This is a genomic window from Streptomyces sp. NPDC034670 (assembly GCF_055574875.1).
In genome coordinates this window covers 8,358-23,858 of sequence record NZ_JBVITR010000049.1, presented here as the reverse complement: position 1 = coordinate 23,858, position 15,501 = coordinate 8,358, and the positions used below count along the sequence as shown (strand labels likewise).

Genomic DNA, 15,501 nt, shown 5'->3' with positions numbered 1-15,501 from the left:
GCTCACCAGATCAGGCACCAGTACGTGCCGTGGTGGCCGATGCCGATCCGACTGTGCCGCGGAATGAGGCCGGGGTCCGGCCGGCCCACGGCGGACAGCGAGCAGACGGGGTCGCCGACCGTGTCGGCGCCGGCCATGCGCCGGGCGGCGGCGGCCGCGACCGGGGAGGTGTACCAGGTGGTGGTCGCCGGTTCGCCGCCCACGGCCGTCGGCGCCGGTGCCGTCGGCTTCCGGCCGGGCGGCGTGGGCGCCGGAGCGGAAGACGTCGGCGCGGGGACCGCAGCGGAGGGCGCGGGCACCGGGGTGGTGGGGGGCGCCGGCGGGGCCGTCGGCGCGGGCGACGCCGGCGCGGGAGCCGACGGCCCCGGTCGCGTCGGCGGCGTCCGCGCCGTCGCCGTACGCCCGGGCGGTGCCGGGGGCCGGGCCGCCGCGGACCGTGTCGGCGCGGGTGTCGGTGTCGCCTGCGGAGGCCGTGCGGCCGCCGTGCCGGCTGTCGTCGGGCGGGGTGTCGGCTGCTGGGGTTCGGTGGGGCGGGGCGCCGGTTGCCGGGGTGCCGTTCGGAGGGGTGCCGGTTGCTCGGGTGTGGTCGGGCGGGGTGCCGGCTGCTGGGGTGCCGGTTGCTCGGGTGTGGTGGGGCGGGGCGCCGGCTGCTGGGGTGCCGGTCGCTCGGGTGTGGTGGGGCGGGGCGCCGGTTGCCGGGGCGTCGTCGGACGGGCTGTCGGCCGGCGGCTCGGCGGCGCCGGTTCACGGGGACGGGTCGTCGCCGGCCCGGGCGACGGCGCGGAGGTCGGTGTCCGCCGTGCCGTGCTCGACGCCGTCGGCTCGGGCGTCCAGGACGGCAGGGGGTTCAGCGTCGGCAGGGACAGGTCGGCCGACTCCGAGGGGGTGGGGCGGGGCGTGCCGCCGTCCGGGCCGACCAACAGCCACACGCTGATGCCACCGAGGACGAGCACAGCGGCACCGCCCGCGATCCACGGGGCGCGTCGGCGTGGGCGTCGGTGACGGTTCATGTTCTCACTGTGCTATGCGGCCCGGCGGAGCGCTTGTCGCCTCGGCTGGCTGCCGCGCCGTCCCCCGCGCCCGGTCCGCTCGTTCGGGTGACGCGGCACGCTCACGCGCGGGACGGGCGGACCGCCGGCCGGGACCCGCTCACGGCCTGCGCGCGGCCTGCGCGAAGAGGCCGTCCGGGTCGTACGCGGCGCGGGCGCGCTCGAGCCGTTCCTCGTGCGAGCCGAAGACCGCGTTCCCCAGCCTGCTCGCGTCCTCGCCGAGCCCGGCGAAGTTGACGTACGTCCCGCCACTGGAGAACGGCTTCATCGCGTCCCAGGCCGAGCGCGCCCAGTCGATCGCGGCCCCGTCCAGCGCGGGGTCCCGCCAGCCCGCGTCGACGCTGACGTTGTAGCGCGCGGACCGGTGCGCGAACGCGCTGTCGTCGGGGCCGACGCGTGCCACGGCACCGCCCAGGGTGCGCACGACGATCAGGCTCTCCGGGGTCGGCCGCCGGGCGTACCGGTCCACCAGGGTCGTGATGGCCTCGTCGCTCAGCTCGTCCGTGAAGTGGGACTTCATGAAGTAGCGTTCGCCGTCGGGGAACCGCCAGGTGTTGGCGCTCTGCAGCACCACGTAGGGCATGGTTCCGCTCAGGTCGGCGAGCGGCGGGCCCAGTTCGCGCTGCGGTGCCAGCGCGGCGGTGGCGGCGTCGCCCGGCGGGCCCCCGTACACGGCGCCGACCATCACGCAGCTCGTCCCGTGCAGTTCGGGCGGGATCCCGGGGACCGCGGGCACGCTCCACAGCAGGAGTTCCGGCGTGACCGTCTCCGGCGCGGCGTACGTCGCGTCCCGCCAGGCCCGCAGCACCTCCTCGGCGCGCTCGTACGGGTGGAGGACCAGCGCGCCGGCCACCTCGGGGCCGAACGGGTGGAGGTCGAACTCGAAGGACGTGACGACCCCGAGGCCCCGGCCGCCGCCGCGCGCCGCCCAGAACAGCTCGGGCTCCTCCTCCCGGCTCGCCGTGCGCACCTCGCCGTCCGCGGTGACGACCGTGAGCGAGCGGAGACTGTCGCAGCTCAGGCCGAACGTCCGCATCACGAAGCCGAAACCGCCGCCGAGCGTGAGGCCGGCGATCCCGGTGGCCGAGATCTCCCCGCCCGGTGCGGCCAGGCCGTACAGCTGGGTCTCGCGGTCGAACTCGCCCCAGGTCACGCCCGCCTGGGCCCGTGCGGTGCGGGCGGCGGGGTCGACGTGCACGCCCTTCATGCGGGACAGGTCGATCACCAGCCCGTCGTCGCACACCGCGCTGCCCGCCACCTGGTGCCCGCCGCCGCGGATGCTGACCACGGGACGGTGCTCGCCCGCGACCCGCACCGCCTCGACCACGTCCGCCGTCCCGGAGCACCGGGCGACGAGTGCGGGGTGGCGGTCGATCAGCCCGTTCCACACGGTCCGGGCCTCGTCGTATCCGGGATGTCCGCGGTCGATCACCTCGCCCTGCAGCGAGGAGCGGAGTTCCTCCGCCATCGCCCGCTCCGCGGCGGCCGTCGACACGGCCCTCTGCTTGTCCGCCATGGGCGTCACCCTCTTCGGTGCGCGCTGTCGGCTGCCGGCGTCCTTTCCCACGCTAATCCGGGGCCGTCGGACCCGCATGCGGACCCGGCGGCCCCGGCGGGCACGGTGGGCGTGCTCACTGCGGCCAGGCGGAGTTCCGGACGACGTCGACGAAGTCGACGCGCCGGAAGCCGGGGACGAAGTGCTCCAGCACGTCCGCGTTCACCGTGCCGAAGGTGGTGTCCGGGCGGTGCCTGAACCCGTCGGTGAACGCCCGGAGGATCTGCTCCTTGAAGTCCGGGCGGGGGTGGGCGGCGGTGACCGCGTCGATCTGCTCCCGGGTGACGCGGTCCAGGTGCAGTCCGAGCACGTCCGTCTCGACGCCGGCGGTGGTCGCCGCGATCTCCGGGGCCATCCCGTACGGCACCTCCGGGGTGGTGTGCAGGGCGACGGCCGTCCACACGGTGTCCGCGTCCTCCTCGGGGAGGCCGTGGTCCAGCAGGAACGCCCGCGCATGGTCGGCGCCGTCCATCTCGAAGCGCTGGTCGTCACTGCGGTACGGCGGGACCAGACCGGTGTCGTGGAAGAGCGCCGCGACGTACAGCAGCTCCGGATCGGGCCGGATGCCCAGGGCGGCGGCCTGGAGGCTGCCGAAGAGGTGGACCCGGCGCGAGTGGTGGAAGATCAGCGGTGGAGTGGTGTCGCGGATGAGTTCGGTGGCCTCCCGGGCGAGGCCGCTGTCGGGGATCCCGACGCCGGCGATCTTCTCGGCCATGACTGCCTCCCTGGGGCGGTGTGCCGTCGTGCGCGTCCCCGCACCGGCCCGGTCGGCGCGGGGCCGACGAGGCGCGCGGCTCCCGGGGCGACCGGGGCCGTCCTCACCGTCCTCCCGGGCGGGGCGGGGGAGCGCTCACAGCCGGTGCCCCCGCGCGGTGAGCCACCGGTGCACGCTCTCCTTGTCCGCCGGGGTGATGCGGGCCGGGCCGGTGACGTCCGGACCCTCGTCCTCGTTGAAGCCGGTGTCCGTGACGCGGGCGGTCACCCAGGTCGCCAGATCGTGCGCGGTCTCCTCCGGCAGCGCGCCGCCGTCCCAGGACGCGCGCACCCGCCGCGCCGCGTCGGCGTCGTGCCGTTCCATCTCCTGCAGCCAGACGGGTACCAGCCGGTCCACGACCCGCTGGTCGTCCCGGGAGGTCTCCTGGTCGTGTGCCCGGTCGTGTGCGGTCATGCCGCCCGGGTGCCCCGGTTCCCGCCCGTGCAACACCGTCCCGCGGACCGCGCGTCCCGCCCGGACCGCACGCGTCCCGCCCGGGGCCGCCGCGGCGCGCCTCCCCGGCCGCGGGCTCGCGCCGGACCGCGGCGTCACGACGGGGACGGCCGCCGCGCAGGCCCCTCAGCCGGCTCCGCGGGCCATGACGCGGCGGGCCGCCTCGGCCTCCGCCGCCGACGGGGACAACTCGTCGAGGGTGTCGAGTTCGGTGTCGGACTCCAGCTCCCGTTCCCAGGCCGCCGCGAGTGCTTCCTGCTCCTCGCGGGATCTGGCGCTGACGGCCTCCCGGTGCTCCGGGTCCAAAGCCGCCAGGAATCGTCCGACCGCGTCCGTGGGCATGCCGTTGCTCCTCGTCGTCCCGAAGGGGATCCTTCCGGCCCAGCATGACCAGCCGGGTCCGGGCCCGCCGCCCGACACGTCCCGCGACCACCCCGATGGCCCCGCCGCGGCGGGGCCATCGGATCAGAGGCCGGTGACCTCGGTGTTCGCCGACACCTCGTGGACGAGGGTGACGGTGCGCCGGCCACCGGGGGCCAGGGGGGACGTCCCAGCGGACGACGCCGCCCGCGTCGACCGCGTCGGGCACGGGGGAACAGGCGTCCTCGCGCAGGCGCACCTCCACCGCCGAGACCTCGGGGACCGGGACGCGCTCCCGGAGGACGACCACCCTGTCGTCCTGTTCGGCGGGGGCGGAGAACCTGGAGGGGTGCAGCCGGACGGTCCGGGTGAGGACGGTCCGCCCGCTGACTCCGGAGGTCTCCCGCCTCTCCTCGGCGTGCCGCAGGACCCGGTGGTCGTCACGGCTGCCGAAGGCGAGGTCGGCGGGGGCTCCGGGGGCGGTGCGTCCAGGGTGCCGCGGCCGCCGGGGCGGGAACCGCGGCGGGTCCGGCAGCGGTGCGCGGCCTGCCGCTCCGCGGGGGCGGGGACGGCGGCACGGGGCCGCCCGCGCCGCCGGGAACCGGGCCGCGGCGGGCGGCCCGCCGTAACCCGGCGGCGCGGGAGGTGGTGGCGCGGCGGGACCGGCACCGGCCGTGAAGCCGGCCCCGTGCGCCGCGCGGAGGGGGTCAGACGCCCGCGATCGACCGGATCCAGGAGCGGTACGCCGTCACGTTGGTGTACGCCGTGGTCGTCTGGCGGTCGCTGGTGGAGGCGACGCCGACCTGGACGCCGTTCGCCATCATCGGGCCGCCGGAGTCGCCGCCGGCGGTGATGCCGTTGCCCCGGCGGGCGCAGATCGCGGAGCCGCCGTAGGCGTCCCCGCACGCGCCGGTGACCGTGACGTCGGCCACCTTCAGGTAGCGGGACTGGCAGGTGGCCTCCGAGCCGCACCGCGAGGTGGCGCCCCAGCCGTACACCTGCACGCTCTGGCCGACCCTCACCGAGCCGGGCTGCCCGAGGGTGGCGTAGGTCGCCGGTACGGAGCGGTCGAGGCGGACGAGCGCCAGGTCCGAGCTGTGGGTGTGGGTCTGGACGCCGTTGGCCAGGGTGCCGCCGCTGTGCTGGTCCAGGCTGCCGACGCGGAACGACAGGCCGCCGCCGGTGACGCAGTGCTTGGCGGTGAGGATCCAGGTCGGTGCGATGATCGTCGCCGAACAGGTCTCCCTGCCGTTCGAGAACAGCCGGGCGGCCCAGGGGCCGCTGGTGGCCTGACCGCCGCCGATGATGGGCTGCGGGGCCTTGGTGACCGGGGGTGCCGGTGCCGCGGTGGCGGTGGGGACGAGAAGCGCGAGGACGAAGACCGCTGCTGCGGCGAGAGCCGGTGCGAGCCTTGATATGCGCAAGGTTCCTCGATTCGGAAGACACGCCGAGTGGACGTGCACACGTGGGGGTCGACGGCCCGGAGGCCGCGCACACGGCGAACTCCCGTGCCGAGGACGGGAGTTCGTCATGTACATGAACCACGATCCCGGAGGAACGGGCGGCTGGGTACTAACGCCTGGGTATAACGCGGTGCTATAGCCGGCGCCGCCCGCGGGGCGCGGGGGCCGGCCGGCGCGCGGGGCCCGGCGCGGTCGCGCGGTGGCGGAGCGGACGGGGAGGCGGCATGACGGTGGGCCCCCGTGCGACGCGGGGGCCCACCGGGGGAGGAGCCGGCTCAGGCGCGGCGGGAGCGGACCACGAGGGCCGTGCCGCCGGCGACGGCGAGGGCCGCCGCGCCGCCGAGGACCGCGGCCTGCTCGGTCGCGCCGGTCCTGGCGAGGCGGGGCCGCGTGTCGTGCGCGGCCCGCAGGATCAGGTCGGTGACCTCGTCCGGATCGGTCTCCAGCACGGCGTGCGGGGCGTCGACCTCGACGGTGGTCGAGCCGGCCCGCTCGGCCATGAAGCGCAGGTTCTCGGTGCCGATGGTGCGGTCGTCGGTGGCGACGAGGTACCAGGACGGGATCGTCCTCCAGGCGGCCGCCTCGGAGGGTTCGCTGCCCGTCGCGGCGTTCGCGGGCCGTTGTGCGGCGGCCAGGACACCGGCCAGGTTCGCCTCGAGCCGGTCGCTCAGGAAGACGTCGCCGAACTTGTCCGGTTTGAGGTACAGGTCGACGTCGGTGGGGTCGCCGCCGAGGGGGACGGGGTCCAGGATCCCGGGGTCCTCCGCCAGGCGGCTGCCGGGGTGCCTGGCGGCCAGCTCCAGGGTGGTCTCGCCCTTGTCCGGAGCGAACGCCGCGATGTAGACGAGGGACTTGACGTTCGGGTTGCCGGCCGCGGCGTTGGTGATGACGGCGCCGCCGTAGGAGTGGCCGGCGAGGACGACGGGGCCCTCGATCGTCTTCAGCAGGGCGGCGAGGGCGTCGGAGTCGCCGGAGAGGCCGCGCAGCGGGTTCGCGGCGGCGACCACCGGATACCCCCGGGCCCGGAGGCTCCGGACGACCTCGTCCCAGCCCGAGGTGTCCGCCCAGGCCCCGTGCACCAGCACGACGGTCGGTCTGCCGTCCTCGTGGGGTCCGCCGCCGCTCTCGGACGCCGGGGACGGGCCGGCGGCCGTCAGGACGGCGGCGGGGAGGAGGGCGGCCAGGGGGAGTGCCCGCCGGGCGGCGGTATGCCGTATGCGCTTCATGACCACTCTTTCTCCGAGGGGAAACGACTGCAGACGACACTGCATTCGCCCGGCGGGAGGGGCATCGGGAGGTGAGCCGGGGGAGTGAAAAACGCGTCAGCGGGTGCGGGCGCCCCCCGGATGTGCCTCCGGCAGGCGGTGACCGCGCAGGGCGCTCGCCGCCGGCGGGGCGGACGCTCCCCGCGCCGGCCGGGTGCGCGGCGGTGCGGCTCGTGCGACCACGAGCCGCACACCGCCGAATGTTTCGAAGAAGTTCCTCGAAAAAATCCCCGCCCCGGGCCACCTTGCCTGACCTGCGGCGTCGAAGACGCTTCGACACTTTCGCGTCCGTCACCCTTGTCAGGGACATGGACGCCTTCTACAGTCCCGTCCAACCGGCTTATGGGAGCGCTCCCATCCATGGAGGGGGAGCGCGCCCGCCGACCGGCCCCGCACCCTCCCGGAGAGGCCCCCCACATGCGACGGTTACCGCACCACCTCCGCACCGCGCGTGGCCTGTTCGCCGCGCTGCTCACCGCTCTCGCCGTGGTCGCGGCGCTGGTGACCGCGACGGCGCCGGCCCAGGCCGACACCACGATCTGCGAACAGTACGGATCGACCATCGTCCAGGGACGCTACGTCGTCCAGAACAACCGCTGGGGCACCGACGCCGCCCAGTGCGTCACCGCCACGGACACCGGTTTCCGCCTCACGCGGGCCGACGGCTCGGTGCCGACCGACGGCGCCCCGAAGTCCTACCCGTCGGTCTTCAACGGCTGCCACTACACCAACTGCTCGCCGGGGACCAAGCTCCCGGCGCGGATCAGCGGCATCGCCAGTGCTCCCAGCAGCATCTCCTACGGCTACGTCGGCGACGCCGTGTACAACGCCTCGTACGACATCTGGCTCGACCCCACGCCCCGGACCGACGGCGTGAACCGGACCGAGATCATGATCTGGTTCAACAAGGTGGGCCCGATCCAGCCGATCGGCTCCCCCGTCGGCACGGCCACCGTGGGCGGACGCACCTGGCAGGTGTGGTCGGGCGGCAACGGCTCCAACGACGTGCTGTCCTTCGTCGCCCCGTCGGCGATCGACAGCTGGAGCTTCGACGTCATGGACTTCGTCCGGCAGGCCGTCGCACGCGGCATGGCGCAGAACGACTGGTACCTGACGAGTGTGCAGGCGGGCTTCGAGCCCTGGCAGAACGGCGCGGGGCTCACGGTGAACTCCTTCTCCTCGACCGTCGACACCGGCACCGGCGGCGACCCCGGCAACCCCGGTGACCCCGGCACCCCGGCGGCGTGCACGGTCTCGTACGCCACGAACGTCTGGCCGGGCGGCTTCACCGCGAACGTCACCGTGCGCAACGCCGGCCCGTCCGCCGTCGACGGCTGGCGGCTCGCCTTCACCCTGCCCTCCGGGCAGCGCGTCACCCACGCCTGGAACGCGTCCGTCACCCCCTCCTCGGGCGCGGTCACGGCGAGCGGCACGGACGGCGGCACGCGGATCGCACCCGGCGGGAGCCAGACCTTCGGGTTCCAGGGAACCTACAGCGGCGCCTTCGCGCGGCCGGACGGCTTCCGCCTGAACGGCACCGCCTGCACGACCGCGTGACACCGCGGGCGGACCGCGCGCCGGCCGCCCGGACCCCCTCTCCACCCCCAGCCCCCTCGCCCGCCCGGTCGACGTCCACCCCGGGCGGGCGAGGGTTCCACCCCCCTCCTCCATGTCATGCTCGGTTCACTCTCGGGACGGGAGATCCCATGACCTTACGCAGCAGACTCCTCTCCTTGGCTGCGGTACTGACCACCCTCCTCGGAGGCCTCGGCCTGAGCTTCCTGTGGCAGAACAGCGCGCAGGCGCACGGCGTGGCGATGATGCCCGGCTCGCGCACGTACCTCTGTCAACTGGACGCCGTCACCGGCACCGGCGCCCTGAACCCGACCAACCCGGCGTGCCGGGACGCGCTGAACAAGAGCGGCTCGTCGGCGCTGTACAACTGGTTCGCCGTGCTCGACTCCCGGGCCGCCGGACGGGGCCCCGGCTACGTGCCGGACGGCACGCTCTGCAGCGCCGGCGACCGGTCCCCGTACGACTTCTCCGCCTACAACGCGGCCCGCGCCGACTGGCCCCGGACGCACCTGACGTCCGGAGCGACGATCAAGGTGCAGTACAGCAACTGGGCCGCCCACCCCGGTGACTTCCGGGTCTACCTCACCAAGCCCGGCTGGTCGCCCACCTCCCCGCTGGGCTGGAACGACCTGGAGCTCATCCAGACCGTCACCGACCCGCCCCAGCAGGGCTCCCCGGGCACCAACAGCGGTCACTACCACTGGAACCTGAAGCTGCCCTCCGGCCGCTCCGGGGACGCGCTGATCTTCATGCAGTGGGTGCGTTCGGACAGCCAGGAGAACTTCTTCTCCTGCTCCGACGTCGTCTTCGACGGCGGCAACGGCGAGGTGACCGGCATCCGGAACCCGGGCGGCACGCCGACCCCGGGCCCGACGCCGACCCCGGACCCGACGGACCCCCCTCCGCACACCGGTTCCTGCATGGCCGTCTACAACGTGACGAACTCCTGGAACGGCGGCTTCCAGGGCTCGGTCGAGGTGATGAACCACGGGACGTCGCCGCGCACCGGCTGGGCCGTGCAGTGGAAGCCCGGTTCCGGGACCCGGATCAGCAGTGTGTGGAACGGCTCACTGTCCACCGGCTCCGACGGGACGGTGACCGTACGGAACGTCGATCACAACCGGGTGATCGCCCCCGACGGGAGCGTGACGTTCGGCTTCACGGCCACCTCGTCGGGCAACGACTTCCCGGCCGGGACGATCGGCTGCGTGGAGCCGTAGCGCCCTGCGCCGACCGGTGACAGGGCCGGGTTCCCCCGCGGAACCCGGCCCTCGCGCGTGCCTGCCCGCCGCGGCCGGCCCCCGGTGCGGACCGGGCAGGAGGCGGCGGAGCCGGCGCAGGAGCGGGCACCCGCGCCGAAGTTCTGACGGCACCCCACCGGAGGAAGGGCCGCCGCCCCGCCCTACGCGTCGCCGGGCGGGCGTCCGGACGGCTGGTGGGCGCGGGTGCGCAGGACGAAGGCGGCGAGCGCGGTGACGGTCATGGCGGTCAGCCAGACCGCGCTGTGGGTCAGCAGCGCGCTCAACGTGGCCTGCCGGGTGAAGCCCGCGGCGAGGCTGGTCTGGAGGGAGCCGTAACTGGGCAGCAGCTCGACCAGGGCCTCGTCCGCGGTGGTGCTGGCGACGGGGTTCTGCGGTGCGAGGTCGATGATGCTGACCATGATGATGGTGACCAGTCCCTCGACCTCGCCGGGCAGGAAGAGGGCCAGGCACATGCCCATGGCCCCGTAGACCAGGCAGTCCGCCAGGACCGCGAGACCGAGGAGGAAGGGCTGCAGGGGAGACCAGAACAGCAGCATCCAGGCGGTGGCGTAGGCGGTGACCAGCACTGACGCGGCCACCAGCGTGGTGAGCTTGGCGCCGACGAGGGCGGTCCGGGGATAGCCGGCCGCGGTCAGGCGGCGGTCGAAGGCCCTGGTGCGGCGGGCGGCGCTGAACATCAGGAACCCCACCAGCAGGGAGACGGCGTTCAGGGAGCCGCTGATCATCGTGATCTCGTCCCCGCCGGCGCGCAGCCAGGTCCCGGTGGCGCGCAGCCGGAAGGGGAACGTCTCCGGGGTGGTGAGGGTCTTCGCCACGGTGATCCACAGCGGGATGAAGGCGACCAGGAGCACGGCGGCCAGCCGGTTCTTCGCCATCGCCAGCAGGGCGTAGCGGCAGGCGATCAGGTAGGCGCTCATGCGGTGCCCGTCTCGGGTGAGGGTGCCAGGAGGCCGTCGCGCAGGTGGTGCAGGACGTCCAGGCGTTCGGTGTCGTGGGCGAGGTGGGAGACGATGACCACGGTGCGGCCGCGGTCCTTCAGCTCCCGGGCGAGGTCCCAGAACCGCAGGTAGGTCTCCCAGTCGAAACCCTGGTACGGCTCGTCGAGCAGCACGACGTCCGGGTCGTGCATCAGGGCCAGGGCCAGGTTCAGCTTCTGCCGGGTGCCGCCGCTGAGGACCTTCACCGGGGCGTCCAGGTAGCCGGTCGCGGAGAGGGCCTCGACCAGCCGGAGCGCGCGGTCGAGACTCGGCAGGCGGTAGGCGACCTGGAAGAGGCGCAGGTGCTGGCGCACGGTCAGCTCCTCGTCCAGGACCGGGTACTGGGGGCAGTAGCCCCGTGCGCCCACCAGGTCGACGCGCCCGCCGTCGGGGCGCAGGTCGCCGCTGAGGATGCGCAGCAAAGTGGTCTTCCCGGCGCCGTTCTCCCCGACGATGCCCACCAGCTGCCCGGCCCGCGCCTCGAAGTCGACCCCGCGCAGGACCTGCCGGGACCCGAAGTCCTTGCGGACCGCCGTGACCCGCAGCACCACCGCCGGCCGGCGCCTCACGGCCGGCCCCGGACGGCGGACCCGGCGCCCCGCGGGCCCCGGCGGGGGCCGGACGGCCGGCTCCCGGACGGGGCGCCGGTGACGGACAGCGGGTCCGCACTGGCCACGGGGACTCCTCGAGGGCGGTGGGGCGGGGCGGACGGGGTCCCGGCCGGCCGGCGGCGCACGGACCCGCCGGGACGCGCCGGGAACGCCCCCGAGGGGGCCGGCGGGCCCGGCGTCCACCGGCCACCGGGTCGGGCCGCCGGCACGGGCGGGGTCAGACCTTCGCCCGGTAGGCCCGCATCGCCAGCGGGCCGAACACCGCCACCAGGCCCACGGCCCACAGCGACGACCACAGCACCGGCTCGGCCACCGGACCGCCGACCAGCAGCCCGCGGTACGCGTCGGACAGGTGGGTGACCGGATTGACGTCGCTCCACGCCTGGAGCCAGCCCGGCATGGTGTCGACGACGACGAACGCGCTGCTGGCGAACGTGATGGGGAAGATCACGGTGAACGAGAACGCCTGCACCTTCTCCGCGTCGCTCGCGAGCATCCCGATGAGCACCGCGCTCCACGAGGCCGCCGCCGCGAAGACGATCAGCAGCACCGCGCCCAGCAGGAAGCCCCCGAACCCGCCGGTGATCCTGAAACCCATCAGCAGCCCGATGCCGATCATCAGGAGCATCGCCCACCCGTGCTTGGCGAGGTCGGCGGTGATCCGTCCGACGAGCGGCGCGGAACGGGCTATGGGAAGGCTGCGCAGCCGGTCGAAGACCCCCTTCGTCAGGTCGGTGTTGAGCGCCATGGCCGTGTACACCGTCATGAACAGGGTGTTCTGGACGATGATGCCGGGCAGCGCGTACTGCAGGTACGCCTCCGTCGACCCGGCCATCTGGCCGCCCAGCACATAGGTGAACAGGAAGACGAACATGATCGGCGTGACGCTGTAGTCGACGAGCTCCAGCGGGTTGTGCTTCACCGCCACCAGGCTGCGCCACGCCATCGTCAGCGTCTGACCCGCCCACGCCAGGGGCCGCGCCCGGCCCGGCACCGTGAGCGGAGCAACGGCCGTCGCTCCGGTCATGAGGAACTCACCGCCTCCTCCAGCTCGGTTTCGTCCCGGTCCCCGTCCGCCGGGCCGCGGGCGTCCCCGGGTTCCGCCCGGTGACCGGTCAGGGCGAGGAAGACCTCGTCGAGCGAGGAGCGCCGCAGGGCCAGCTCGCCGACCCGTATCCCCGCCCGGTCGAGTCCGCGCACGACCGCCGGCATCAGCTCGGGGTCGTTCACCGGAGCGGTGATCACCTCCCCCTCGATCCGGGTCCCCGGCCCGGCCACCTCCGTGACCAGCCCGTGGGCGGCGGCGATGTCCCCGGGGACGAGCGGACGGACCTCCAGCACCTGACCGCCCACCTCGGACTTCAGCCGGTCGGGTGTGCCCTGGGCGATCACCCGGCCCTTGTCGACGACCACGATGTCGTCGGCGAGCACATCGGCCTCGTTCAGGTACTGCGTGGTCAGCAGGGCCGTGGCGCCGTCGGCGACCAGGGCGCGCAGCATGTCCCACAGCTCCCCGCGGCTGTGGGGGTCGAGCCCGGTCGTGGGCTCGTCCAGGAAGAGGATGCTGGGCCGCCCGACCAGACTGGCCGCGAGGTCCAGGCGCCGCCGCATACCGCCGGAGAAGGTCTTCGCGGCTCTCCCCGCCGCGTCCGTGAGGTGGAACCGGTCGAGCAGCTCGTGCGCCCGGGCCCGCGCGGCGCGCCTGCCCATACCGAGCAGGCGACCGATGAGCAGCAGGTTCTCCGTGCCGGTCAGGTTCTCGTCGACCGCCGCGTACTGGCCGGTGAGGCCGATGAGCGAGCGCACGGCCGCCGCCTCCCTGACGACGTCGTGCCCGGCCACGGTCGCGCGCCCGCCGTCGGGCGGCAGCAGCGTGGCGAAGATCCGCACGGCCGTCGTCTTGCCGGCCCCGTTCGGACCGAGCAGGCCCAGCACCGAGCCGGTGCGGGCCGCCAGATCCACCCCTGCCAGGGCCTCGGTCCCCCCGAACCGCTTGACCAGGCCCTCCGCCTGGATCGCGTACGTCATGGGATTCCCCTCGCGCCTCGCGGTGTCACGGACGTCGCGGGTCGGCGTCCACCTGTTCCACTGTGACGCACACCACTGACATTCCTCCCTCCGTCGGTCGCCCGCCGGGGACCGGCGCGCCGCTCGGGCGCCGGGTCCCGCCCCCGACGCGTCGCCAGGTCCCGCTCCCGACGCGTCGCCGGGTCCCGCTCCCGACGCGCCCCCGGTGCGCCGACCGCCGCGGCGTCGCTCAGCCCTTCGAGCAGGACGGCCGTCCGCACGGGCAGCCGCGCGGCCGGCTCGCGCGCGGCCCCGCCGGAACCGCAGGCCGCCCGCGCGGTGACCGCCTCCCGCGGCGCCTTCGTGCCGGCCGTGCGACGCGTCCGGGCCCGACCCGGCCGCCGCGCCGGGGGATTCCCGTCGGCGCCCCGGCCGGCGGTGGGCGCGCGGTCCGCATCGCGGGATCACGGGACGAGCGGGAATGACAGGAGGAAGGACGTCGTTGGCACCTGTCATGCCTGAATCATCCGCGCGGTCCGCGGCGTCCCGCATGCCGCTCGCCGTCTACGTCCTCGGTCTCTCCGTCTTCGCGCTCGGCACCAGTGAGTTCATGCTCTCCGGGCTGCTGCCGCCCATCGCCGAGGACATGGACGTCTCCATTCCGCAGGCCGGGCTGCTGATATCGGCGTTCGCGATCGGCATGGTGGTCGGCGCGCCCCTGCTCGCGGTCGCGACCCTGCGGCTGCCGCGGAAGGTCACGCTGGTCGCACTGATCTCGGTGTTCGGCCTCGGCCAGCTCGCGGGCGCGCTGGCACCGACGTACGAGGTCCTCTTCGTGTCGCGCGTCGTGAGCGCCCTGGCGTGCGCCGGTTTCTGGGCGGTGGGCGCGGCCGTCGCCGTCGCGACGGTGCCGAAGTCCTCGCGGGCCCGCGCGATGGCGGTGATGATCGGCGGGCTGTCGATCGCCAACGTCCTCGGTGTCCCGGCGGGCGCGTTCCTCGGCGAGCACCTGGGGTGGCGGTCCGCGTTCTGGGCGGTGGGCGCGGCGTCCGCGATCGCGCTCGTCGGTGTGGCGACCCTGATCCCCCGCATCCCGCTGCCCGCGCAACGGCCTGCTCTGAAGGGCGAGTTGTCCATCTACCGCGACCCCCAGGTCTGGTTGTCCATCGGGGTGACCGCGCTGGCGGCGGGCGGTGTGTTCTGCGCCTTCTCGTACCTCGCGCCGCTGCTCACCGACGTGGCCGGACTGGCGGACGGCTGGGTGCCGACCGTGCTGGCGCTGTTCGGCGCCGGCGCGCTGCTCGGCACGGCGGTCGGCGGCCGGGTCGCCGACGCGCACCTGTTCGGCGTGCTGCTCTCGGGCATCGCCGCCTCGACCGTGCTGCTGGCCGCGCTGGCGCTGTCCGCGTCGGTCCCCGCGGCCGTGATCGCCCTGTCGTTCCTCCTCGGCGTCTCCGCGTTCTACACGGCTCCGGCGCTCAACGCGCGCATGTTCGACGTCGCGGGCGCCGCGCCCACGCTCGCGGGCGCGACGACGACGGCCGCCTTCAACGTGGGCAACAGCGGCGGCCCCTGGCTCGGTGGCACGGTGATCGACGCGGGCCTCGGCTTCGCCTCCACCGCCTGGGCGGGCGCGGCGATGACCGCGGTCGCGATCGTCCTCGTCGCCGTCTCGCTGCGGTTGCACGGCCGGTCCCGCATCGTGACGGGGAGCCCCGCCGCGCGGGTCGCGGACGCGGACCGCGTCCCCTCCGGCCGCTGAGGCGGTGACGGGCCGTCGGGCACCGGCGCACGCGGACTTCCGGCGGCACCCGCTCACCGCCCGGGCGGGCGGGAGCGGTGACCTCCCGTGAGGTCCGGCCGGAGGAAGCGGGCGAGGGCGGAGGCCAGGGCTTCGGGCGCCTCTTCGGCGACGTGGTGCCCGGAGTCGATCCCGTGCCCGCGGACGTCGGTGGCCCACCGGCGCCAGATCGCGACGGGATCGCCGTAGAGGTCCTCCAGGTCGTCCCGGAGCGACCAGAGGACCAGCGCCGGGCAGGCGATGCGCGCGCCGGGCCCCCCGGCCGCCCCCCCCTTTCCCCCGCCTACACGGCAGACAGGACCATACTCCCCCCCCACCCCCCCCCCCCCCCCCCGACCCCCGGAGGACCCCCCCCCCCCCCCTCTTCTT

Annotated in this window: 14 protein-coding genes and 3 pseudogenes; 3 read left to right on the top strand and 14 right to left on the bottom strand. The window is 74.7% G+C overall.

Annotation, left to right across the window (positions count from 1 at the left end):
* Positions 1-2: 2 nt before the first annotated feature.
* From ACZ56B_RS26395 to ACZ56B_RS26360, 8 genes and pseudogenes are all read right to left on the bottom strand, one after another.
* Positions 3-203, bottom strand: coding sequence for a hypothetical protein (locus tag ACZ56B_RS26395; protein ID WP_468795557.1), 201 nt, complete (start codon positions 201-203; stop codon positions 3-5).
* Between the two features lie 946 nt (positions 204-1,149).
* On the bottom strand, positions 1,150-2,565 hold the full coding sequence (locus ACZ56B_RS26390) for an FAD-binding oxidoreductase (RefSeq protein WP_468795554.1): 1,416 nt from the start codon (positions 2,563-2,565) through the stop codon (positions 1,150-1,152).
* 115 nt (positions 2,566-2,680) lie between these two features.
* Positions 2,681-3,319 (bottom strand): HD domain-containing protein, encoded by a 639-nt coding sequence (locus ACZ56B_RS26385; protein ID WP_468795551.1) that lies wholly within the window; start codon positions 3,317-3,319, stop codon positions 2,681-2,683.
* 135 nt (positions 3,320-3,454) lie between these two features.
* The gene (locus ACZ56B_RS26380; RefSeq protein ID WP_468795549.1) at positions 3,455-3,772 is read right to left on the bottom strand and encodes a hypothetical protein; all 318 of its coding nucleotides are present in this window, start codon (positions 3,770-3,772) and stop codon (positions 3,455-3,457) included.
* 165 nt (positions 3,773-3,937) lie between these two features.
* Positions 3,938-4,153, bottom strand: coding sequence for a hypothetical protein (locus ACZ56B_RS26375; RefSeq protein ID WP_468795546.1), 216 nt, complete (start codon positions 4,151-4,153; stop codon positions 3,938-3,940).
* Between the two features lie 123 nt (positions 4,154-4,276).
* Positions 4,277-4,693 (bottom strand): annotated as a pseudogene (locus tag ACZ56B_RS26370) (hypothetical protein); the annotation flags it as partial.
* Positions 4,694-4,878: 185 nt separating this feature from the next.
* The gene (locus ACZ56B_RS26365; RefSeq protein WP_468795544.1) at positions 4,879-5,595 is read right to left on the bottom strand and encodes a S1 family peptidase; all 717 of its coding nucleotides are present in this window, start codon (positions 5,593-5,595) and stop codon (positions 4,879-4,881) included.
* Positions 5,596-5,909: 314 nt separating this feature from the next.
* Positions 5,910-6,860: an alpha/beta fold hydrolase gene (locus tag ACZ56B_RS26360; RefSeq protein WP_468795542.1), complete on the bottom strand. Its 951-nt coding sequence runs from the start codon at positions 6,858-6,860 to the stop codon at positions 5,910-5,912.
* A gap of 456 nt (positions 6,861-7,316) precedes the next feature.
* Between ACZ56B_RS26360 and ACZ56B_RS26355 the strand changes: the two genes are divergently transcribed.
* On the top strand, positions 7,317-8,456 hold the full coding sequence (locus ACZ56B_RS26355; protein WP_468795539.1) for a glycoside hydrolase family 12 protein: 1,140 nt from the start codon (positions 7,317-7,319) through the stop codon (positions 8,454-8,456).
* 149 nt (positions 8,457-8,605) lie between these two features.
* Positions 8,606-9,694, top strand: a complete 1,089-nt coding sequence (locus ACZ56B_RS26350) for a lytic polysaccharide monooxygenase (RefSeq protein ID WP_468795536.1) — start codon at positions 8,606-8,608, stop codon at positions 9,692-9,694.
* Positions 9,695-9,876: 182 nt separating this feature from the next.
* On the opposite strand, the gene ACZ56B_RS26345 is transcribed toward ACZ56B_RS26350, so the two are convergent.
* The 5 genes and pseudogenes from ACZ56B_RS26345 to ACZ56B_RS26325 all read right to left on the bottom strand — a co-directional run.
* The gene (locus ACZ56B_RS26345) at positions 9,877-10,653 is read right to left on the bottom strand and encodes a hypothetical protein (RefSeq protein WP_468795533.1); all 777 of its coding nucleotides are present in this window, start codon (positions 10,651-10,653) and stop codon (positions 9,877-9,879) included.
* A complete protein-coding gene (locus tag ACZ56B_RS26340) occupies positions 10,650-11,264 on the bottom strand; it encodes an ABC transporter ATP-binding protein (RefSeq protein WP_468795646.1) in 615 nt (204 codons plus the stop codon). The genes ACZ56B_RS26345 and ACZ56B_RS26340 overlap by 4 nt, the downstream gene beginning before the upstream one ends.
* 277 nt (positions 11,265-11,541) lie before the next feature.
* Complete coding sequence (locus ACZ56B_RS26335; protein ID WP_468795529.1) at positions 11,542-12,351, bottom strand: ABC transporter permease; 810 nt, start codon at positions 12,349-12,351, stop codon at positions 11,542-11,544.
* A complete protein-coding gene (locus ACZ56B_RS26330; protein ID WP_468795526.1) occupies positions 12,348-13,352 on the bottom strand; it encodes an ATP-binding cassette domain-containing protein in 1,005 nt (334 codons plus the stop codon). The genes ACZ56B_RS26335 and ACZ56B_RS26330 overlap by 4 nt, the downstream gene beginning before the upstream one ends.
* A gap of 176 nt (positions 13,353-13,528) precedes the next feature.
* A pseudogene (locus ACZ56B_RS26325) lies at positions 13,529-13,684 on the bottom strand (ATP-dependent endonuclease); the annotation flags it as partial.
* A 197-nt stretch (positions 13,685-13,881) separates the two neighbouring features.
* On the opposite strand from ACZ56B_RS26325, the gene ACZ56B_RS26320 reads away from it, so the two are divergent.
* Positions 13,882-15,093, top strand: coding sequence for a Cmx/CmrA family chloramphenicol efflux MFS transporter (locus tag ACZ56B_RS26320; RefSeq protein ID WP_468795643.1), 1,212 nt, complete (start codon positions 13,882-13,884; stop codon positions 15,091-15,093).
* Positions 15,094-15,146: 53 nt separating this feature from the next.
* Here the strand turns inward: ACZ56B_RS26320 and ACZ56B_RS26315 are convergent.
* Positions 15,147-15,383 (bottom strand): annotated as a pseudogene (locus ACZ56B_RS26315) (alpha/beta fold hydrolase); the annotation flags it as partial.
* Positions 15,384-15,501 lie beyond the last annotated feature (118 nt).